Below are 2,774 nucleotides of genomic sequence, written 5' to 3'. Positions count from 1 at the left end.
CCTTATGGGAATTCTAATGCTTCAGTGAATTTAATTAAGAGTATTTCTGAAGCAGCTATTTGGATAAAAGAGAATAAATTATTTCTAAGAGTGGTTATATTGACAGCTATTAATAATTTTTTACATCCTATTTTATATTTAACAATTATATATCAATTAAGTTTTAATAATGTAGGATTTGATATTACAGGCTACATATTATCTGGATTGGGAGTCGGCGGGATAATAGGGAGTATAATATCCAATCCTTTGTCTAAAAAGTTAAGTTTTAGTCAGTTAGTTATAGGTATAAATATATTACGAATTTTCGTTTTTGCTGGTTTCATATTTTTCCCTACAGCGTGGGGATATTTTGTATTCTTCGTATTTAAAGCTATACTAGGGGGAGTATGGAATGTTTGTTACAATGTTTATACTATTCAGGAAATGCCTCATGCTTATGTTGCTAGAATATCTGGTCTTAGTGGTTTAATCATAAAGATATTTACTGCTATAGCAAGCCTTCTCGCGGGATATTTTATTAAGTATTTAGGCGTAGATAACGTATTGTATTTTCTAGTCCTATTAACTGTTGGGATGTTCCTGTTTACATTGAATATCAAAAAGTACGCTATTAAAATTGAAAAATTTTAAAATTCTATTTTCTCTTCTTGTTTATAAGAAATATATTCAAAATGTCTATAAACTTTGACTATAGTTTATAGGCAGTCTAAAAAATGTATATCCTATTTTTTTTGTATAAATTGATTTACTTGTCTAGAAAATTTTAAGTTTCGAGTGCAGGTAAAAAAAGATATTCAAATAATTGCGGCTATAGTTTGAATAGAATAAGGTAAAATGAAAGTGCGTGAGTTAAATAAATCAATAGCAGACTGTATACTAAGTTCTGAAAAAATGTCTTTTTGTCTAGTAGGGGCAGTAGGTACGGGTAAATCTGAAATTATGAATATCATTTATGAAAATCTAGGTAGTAATGCTTTTTGGTTTAATTATGATCAATTTAATAAACAAACTCCAAAAAAATATAAAGAAAAAATCCTAACTCATATAAACTTAATTTTGAACAGAAAGAATAAATATAAAAACTTTTTAATAGAGCTTGAAATGTTATCTAATAAAGATTTAGAAGATATCCGTGAAAAAGGATTAAATAAACTGATTAAACAATGTAGGAAATTGGATTGCAAAATAATAATATCCCTTTATCCAGAACAAGAGTTTGAGTGGTATCATGAAAATATTAAATTGAAAAGAATAATTTAAGGCTTGAGCAAAGGAGAATAAAAAATGTTAATCTATTTAATGCCAACTTTTATCAACCCATATAGTAACGTTAAAATTAGTTTAGAAAGATTAGTCATTATTGCAGGAAATGATAACTTTGAATACGAGATACCCGTAAAAGAATTGTCATTAAAAAGACCGTATCCCAATAAGCATTATTGGATTGCCTGTAAAAAGCGGAAAAATAAAGCCTTTATGGGCTTACTTGCACACATAGAAGAAGAGGGAATTAACAAATATAAAAAAGGGCTTTCTATTAGTCAGCTCTGTGTAAAATATAAGTTATCTAGAGCAACTGTAGCTAAACTAAAGAGTGAATATAGAAAATCATTAGAAAAGGGGCATTAAAGCCCCTTAATTTTATTGATTCTTATTCTCATAAAGGTATAGTAGCATGCAACATAACGTATAACTACTATTCTCCTATAGGAGTAATGATGAAAGAGCTATTTCTAATCTCCGTCAGAATGAAAAAAGAATATACGGCTCCTGCTATACTAAAAAATGTGTTCCCACTAGAATTTAATAATCCAATCACCATTATAACAGGTGAAAATGGTAGTGGTAAATCAACATTATTAGAAGCAATTGCAATAAATCTTGGCTGTCCTGCAGAAGGGGGAACAAGAAACTTCAACTATATGACAGAGAGTACCCATGACGAATTGCATAAAGAAATTATACTCTCTAAAAGATTTAGACCCAATGATATATTTTTTTATCGAGCTGAGTCTTTTTATAATTTTTCATCTGAAATAAGAAAACTAGATGCAGAGTATAGTTTTGATCCAGAGATAAAACAATATTACGGCGGCCGAGATCTTCATAGACTATCACATGGAGAATCTATGGAGGCTTTATATTCAAATAAATTTAAACCTAAAGGCCTTTACATTCTGGATGAGCCAGAGGCCTCTCTTTCAGCACAAAAACAGCTAAATTTTATTTCTCGAATTTTTGATTTAGCTAATAAAGGAAGCCAATTTATCATAGCTACCCATTCTCCTCTAATTATGTCGATTCCTGACTGCGATCTATTATTCATTAAAAATGGCAATATAGCTCCAGTCACTAAAGGTAATATAGAAACATTTTCTATATATAAACGATGTTTAAATGATGACAACTATATTAAAAATTTATTAACTTAATAAAGTAGAGGTAGTAATGAATTCCATTATTCATTTAATTAGCGACTATAATTTTTTTATAAACTGTTTTTTTATCAATAAGTTATTTACGCCTAAAAATGTAAAATTAGGCGCAATCCCTTGGGAGAATTACTCCCAAGGGAAAGTGGAATGATGTTCATAATTTGATTATTGGATAATTATTTTCATCAAATCCAGCACCAAAAATACTTTCTGCAAAATCTTGGATATTATGCTCTTCAATCACTATATTAGTAAATGAGCCGTTTAGAGTTGCAATATATTTACCAGCAAAATACATGCCTGGTTCATAATATGAAAGTGAAAATTTAATATCTG

4 protein-coding genes and 1 pseudogene are annotated in these 2,774 nt (G+C 29.1%); 4 read left to right on the top strand and 1 reads right to left on the bottom strand.

Features of this window, described 5'->3' with window-relative positions; translation table 11 throughout:
• From C0975_RS11445 to C0975_RS11175, 4 genes are all read left to right on the top strand, one after another.
• On the top strand, positions 1–633 hold a 633-nt coding region (locus C0975_RS11445), incomplete at its 5' end, for an MFS transporter (RefSeq protein ID WP_167383065.1).
• Positions 634–837: 204 nt separating this feature from the next.
• Complete coding sequence (locus C0975_RS11185) at positions 838–1,263, top strand: P-loop NTPase fold protein (protein WP_101776446.1); 426 nt, start codon at positions 838–840, stop codon at positions 1,261–1,263.
• Positions 1,264–1,287: 24 nt separating this feature from the next.
• On the top strand, positions 1,288–1,632 hold the full coding sequence (locus C0975_RS11180; RefSeq protein WP_101776445.1) for a DUF6012 family protein: 345 nt from the start codon (positions 1,288–1,290) through the stop codon (positions 1,630–1,632).
• A gap of 89 nt (positions 1,633–1,721) precedes the next feature.
• The gene (locus tag C0975_RS11175; RefSeq protein ID WP_101776444.1) at positions 1,722–2,435 is read left to right on the top strand and encodes an AAA family ATPase; all 714 of its coding nucleotides are present in this window, start codon (positions 1,722–1,724) and stop codon (positions 2,433–2,435) included.
• 157 nt (positions 2,436–2,592) lie between these two features.
• Here C0975_RS11175 and C0975_RS11440 read toward each other — a convergent pair.
• Positions 2,593–2,774, bottom strand: a pseudogene (locus tag C0975_RS11440) (hypothetical protein); the annotation flags it as partial.

Source organism: Pasteurella oralis, from assembly GCF_002850605.1.
In the GTDB taxonomy this organism is placed as follows: domain Bacteria; phylum Pseudomonadota; class Gammaproteobacteria; order Enterobacterales; family Pasteurellaceae; genus Pasteurella; species Pasteurella oralis.
This window is presented reverse-complemented; position numbering and strand designations above follow the sequence as displayed.